At 55.7% G+C, this 4,307-nt stretch carries 9 protein-coding genes; 2 read left to right on the top strand and 7 right to left on the bottom strand.

The features are described from left to right. The 7 genes from BLL52_RS06925 to BLL52_RS06960 form a co-directional block, all read right to left on the bottom strand. Positions 1–222, bottom strand: a 222-nt coding sequence (locus BLL52_RS06925; RefSeq protein ID WP_198930608.1) for a site-specific integrase, incomplete at its 3' end; no start/stop codon positions are given. A gap of 196 nt (positions 223–418) precedes the next feature. Further along, positions 419–892, bottom strand: coding sequence for a hypothetical protein (locus tag BLL52_RS06930; RefSeq protein ID WP_075585983.1), 474 nt, complete (start codon positions 890–892; stop codon positions 419–421). A 381-nt stretch (positions 893–1,273) separates the two neighbouring features. Further along, entirely contained in the window at positions 1,274–1,504 is a 231-nt protein-coding gene (locus BLL52_RS06940; RefSeq protein ID WP_075585985.1) for an addiction module protein, read from the bottom strand. Between the two features lie 127 nt (positions 1,505–1,631). Continuing rightward, positions 1,632–1,889, bottom strand: a complete 258-nt coding sequence (locus BLL52_RS06945; RefSeq protein WP_083633834.1) for a DUF2442 domain-containing protein — start codon at positions 1,887–1,889, stop codon at positions 1,632–1,634. Then, on the bottom strand, positions 1,861–2,100 hold the full coding sequence (locus BLL52_RS06950) for a DUF4160 domain-containing protein (RefSeq protein ID WP_075585987.1): 240 nt from the start codon (positions 2,098–2,100) through the stop codon (positions 1,861–1,863). Before BLL52_RS06950 ends, BLL52_RS06945 begins: the two co-directional genes overlap by 29 nt. Positions 2,101–2,176: 76 nt before the next feature. Then, positions 2,177–2,470 (bottom strand): type II toxin-antitoxin system RelE/ParE family toxin, encoded by a 294-nt coding sequence (locus BLL52_RS06955; protein ID WP_075585988.1) that lies wholly within the window; start codon positions 2,468–2,470, stop codon positions 2,177–2,179. Further along, positions 2,467–2,691, bottom strand: a complete 225-nt coding sequence (locus BLL52_RS06960) for an addiction module protein (protein ID WP_075585989.1) — start codon at positions 2,689–2,691, stop codon at positions 2,467–2,469. Before BLL52_RS06960 ends, BLL52_RS06955 begins: the two co-directional genes overlap by 4 nt. A 395-nt stretch (positions 2,692–3,086) precedes the next feature. On the opposite strand from BLL52_RS06960, the gene BLL52_RS20315 reads away from it, so the two are divergent. Next, positions 3,087–3,281: a hypothetical protein gene (locus BLL52_RS20315; RefSeq protein ID WP_139313330.1), complete on the top strand. Its 195-nt coding sequence runs from the start codon at positions 3,087–3,089 to the stop codon at positions 3,279–3,281. A gap of 127 nt (positions 3,282–3,408) precedes the next feature. Continuing rightward, positions 3,409–4,056: a reverse transcriptase domain-containing protein gene (locus BLL52_RS06970; protein WP_198930609.1), complete on the top strand. Its 648-nt coding sequence runs from the start codon at positions 3,409–3,411 to the stop codon at positions 4,054–4,056. Positions 4,057–4,307 lie beyond the last annotated feature (251 nt).

Here is a 4,307-nt window from a genome sequence, read left to right on the forward strand (position 1 = left end):
GCGCGCTGCGCAAGCTGCCTGGTTCATGGTGCTGTAGGTCAGATGACGGGTGCTGACCAAGTGCAACAAATAGGCGCTGACTTCGTCTTTGCTCAGCAGTACTGGGCTGCGGTGGTAGTGGCGCGCTATGCGCGAGATGGCCTCGACGTAGCTCTCTTGGGTACGCTCGGCAAAACCTCGTGTGACCATGGCATCGACCATGCGTTGACGTAAGGGTGTCATGACAATCTCCTTCAGAGTCCGGGGAACATTCCCCAGCCTGAAGGCTTGTCCTCATAAGCCTTTTGCGCAAGTCTCGCGCAAAGAAAAACGCGGTGGCGGCCTGCGCGAGACCAGCCACCGCGTCAGCGGTTTAGTTCAACGTGGAAGTGAGGGGCGCGAGCAGCGAAGCCCCGATGCGTCCCTCTCGACTGCCGGGTTAGCGATGATAGAACGACGCATTTGTGATGCTTTCTTTAGGGGCAAGCCGTTCGAGCGCAGAAGCCAACACATCGAGATTCTCGTAGCCATCAAATCTCAGGTCTTCTCCTGATGAGGTATAGACCAGAATGGAGACCAGTTGGCCAGACTTGCGCTGTAGCCGAAGGTTTTTGATTTGAGAGAGGTCTACGATGACTTTGAGATCTTTGTAGAGCACGGCGACTTTTCCGTTTGGCTCATCAAGTTCAAGGACCGGGTATGCGGCCTTTCCCTCCCTGATGCGTTTGTAACTACCAAAAAATTGGAGTGACAAAACAAGAAGGCCAATAATCGGATAGACCAGATCACTGATTTTTTCTGTGCTTAGCACCTTCGCAATCAACGCACTGGAAATAACGGCGAGGAACAAGATCAGATAGACAGCTTTGCGCCTTTCGCGGCGTACATGTTCGTTGGAAACGTGGAATTCCATAATCGCTAACGTTGGTGCTGTCCGGCACGCAGCCCGTGTCGCGCAACTGCAACCTGCGGCAGCGTGTCCGCGACGAACAACCTGTTAGCTGTCACTATCCAATACCAAGCCAATACCCCGGTCGACGCGACAGGTGCGCGACCGCGTAAACAACCACCTCCGTCTCGAACGCCATGTAAACCACAGCAAAGGGGAAACCCTTGACAAGCACTCGGCGGGTTTCAGCGACTCCAGGTTTTCCCGACAGAGGTGATTCGCCGGCCCGTTTGAACGCCGCAGTTGCCGCCGTGCGAAAACGCCTGCCAAGGCCTTGGCGTCTGTCTTCGTAGTACGCGACCTCGCGCAAGAACTCGTCTCGCGCATCTGTGATCAGTCGAACTTTCAGGGCGCAATGCGACGCGCTTCGGCTAAAACATCCTCAAGCGAAAACGTGTCAGATTCGCCTCGCATGTGCGCCTCGACGCGGCGTTTGATTTCCCGATTCCAAGCCTCCTCGACCTCGGGTTCGGCAGGTTCCACAAGAGTCTCCAGCAACAATTCCACAAGGCGCTCGCGCTCCTGCGGCGATAGAGAGCGACTGCGCTTTGCAAGCTCAATAACTGTGTCGTGCATGGCTACCCCCAAGGTCTTTAATCACAGTTTATCGCCGTTTGACCCAAACAGCAGGCCCAATGTTTCTCGTGATGGCTAACGTTGGCGGTCACCGGAGCGCCGAAGGCGAGTACGATGGACCAACCGGTTAGCCTGCTGCGCCCGACACCAGCGGAAATGTGGCCGGATTCCTTATGGACTGCACCGACAAATCGATGTCCAACCCCGGCCAATAGAGATGGTCAGGGGTAAGCCACTGAACTTCAGATATTTGCTCAATCGTGCCCTTTCGAAACCAGGGAAATTGGTCGAACGGTACGAGCAGTTCTTCGTCGGAAAGCAGAAGCCAAAACCCGTGCTTCGAGATGTGAGTGACTTCAGCCGCCGAAGTGGTGATTCCAAGCATCATGGATATCCTTTAAGTGCGCATTCACGACTGCTTGCGCTTGACGAATTTGTGTAGCGGAAAGGCCTGTATGGTTGGCCAATCCCACCTGCGGCGTAAGCCAGAACTTGGCTTCGCCATCAACGTGCGCAACATGCACATGAATGCGCGTCTCTTCACGTGAAAAGAAGAAGAGACGAAACTGACCGTCGCGAACAATGGTTGGTACCATGCCGGTACTGTAACCAAATTCTTCTCCAGCAGGCTAACGTTGGCGATGACCCGCGAAAGTCGGGTCGATCAAGCAGTTAAAGCCGAGCCACCCAATAGCCTGGCTGGCGACGATGATGGGCGATGGCCAACACTTGAACTGCGCCATCGACTTCGCGATAGACGAGGTCAAAGTGAAAAATCTTGAACATTGCACGTCGAATATCCGGGGCAAGAACAATGCGTGAGCGATCAGGCGAAGCACAAACCCAAGCCAAGACACTTTGGAATTCGGTGTGGTACCGCTTTCCCAATCCCACTTGAATCTCTCCATAGTGCGCGACCTGGCTTTTGTGTTCTTCGGCGGCCTCGGGATGGAGCCAATAGCTCACTTAAAAAGCGCCTGAACTTGTCGCTCAAGCTGCTCGCCACTCACTAGCTTGACTCTGCCTGCGTCAATATCATCCGCGCGGCGGCGCGCCTCGCTCAGCCAGATATCCTGAATATCAGGTTCCGACGGTGCATCCAGGCTATCGAGCAACAAATGCACCAAATGCGCACGTTCTGACTTGGGCAAGCCGAGTATGGATTGTTGGATCGCTGTCGGTGTCATGGAAATATCCTATCACTGAACGGGGACGGCTTTAACGTAGAAATTCAGCGGGTGGCGAAGCCATCCGATGGAATGACCTGTGTGCGCCCAGCATGGGCGCGAACTTATGGGGTGAAAGTCCCCTGTGGGAGAACCAAATTGGACTCATAGAGAGCAATCTTAACCACGAGCCGACGGCAAGGGCCACAGCCCGCGAGGTCCTGTCTGGAGGAAGCCCGAGTGCAAAAGTGCGAGGCGACGAACAGAAACCGCATAAAAGGCCAAGCCTGCGGGGCGAGTTGGCACATGACGACAAAGCCCTTTGGTTCAGTGGGTATGGTAAATGCGGCGCTTGCGCATGGAACGTTCGCGTCCTTACCTGGGGAGATCTGCATCGCGTGCGGTGCAACTGGATGATGACCCAACCCGGATCGGTTCAACCGGGATACCAAGGCCCAAGCGCCGTGGCGAGCTGCCCGCTGCGTGTCGAAGAAAACGGCAGCAACATCATCCAGAAGTACAGCGCGACCCGCAGCAATGCGGGCCGTGACGATGCAGAAGTCAGCAGCGGCCATAGTAGGTATTGGGGAGTCGCAGTACCGAAGGGCTAAACAATGAGACACAAGGAGCTGACGTGAAAGTCTCGACCAAATCGATCAAACCCGAGCGGGTCAGATGCGCACGGCGGCCAACACGCACCGAGCCTTGAAACAAGACGAAGCAAAAGAGAAACTAGAAGTGAATAGCGAACTGCTTGAAGACGTGCTGGCCAGCGACAACCTGGCGCAAGCATGGAAACGGGTGAAGGCCAACAAAGGTGCGCCGGGCATTGACGGCGTGACCATTGAAGACTTCCCCGACCATGCGCGCGCGCACTGGCCAGCGGTTCGACAGCAGATCAAAGAAGGGCGATACCAGGCGCAGGCCGTGCGAAGGGTAGAAATACCCAAAGCGGACGGCGGCAAACGCCTGCTGGGAATTCCGATCGTGATGGACCGAGTCATCCAGCAAGCTATCGCCCAAGTGCTCACGCCAATCTTCGATCCGACCTTCTCGGAATCGAGTTTTGGCTTTCGACCAGGCCGCAATGCACACCAAGCGATCAGGCAGGTGCAGCGACACGTGAAGGGCGGCACAAGCATCGCAGTGGACATCGACCTTGCCAAGTTCTTTGACACCGTCAACCATGACGTGCTGATGAGCTTGCTGAGCCGAACCATTGCCGACAAGCGACTGCTGCGACTGATCGGTCGTTACCTGCGCGCCGGGGTGCTGGTTGGTGAGCATGTACAGCCCAGCGAGGTGGGCACCCCACAAGGTGGGCCACTCTGGAAACCGCCCTCAAGCTCAAAGTCAACTTGGCCAAAAGCAAAGTTGCACCCATGAGCGAATGCGCCTTCCTGGGCTTCACGATCAAGGGCAAGAAGATACGCTGGACCGACAAGGCACTGGCACCCCAAGTTCGACACTTCCTGCACGCAAGTGATTGATTTCATTAGAAACGGACTTCAAAGCGTAGACTACAAAACAGGCTTAGCCAAGTCAGACGGGGTTGGCGGTGTCAAATCCAGTGCGGTAAACAGCGACTTCTGAGCCGGTGTGATCTCAGTTAAACCCGCCAGCGTTTTGCCATCGCC

This window comes from Rhodoferax antarcticus ANT.BR, from assembly GCF_001938565.1.
Classification (GTDB): domain Bacteria; phylum Pseudomonadota; class Gammaproteobacteria; order Burkholderiales; family Burkholderiaceae_C; genus Rhodoferax; species Rhodoferax antarcticus.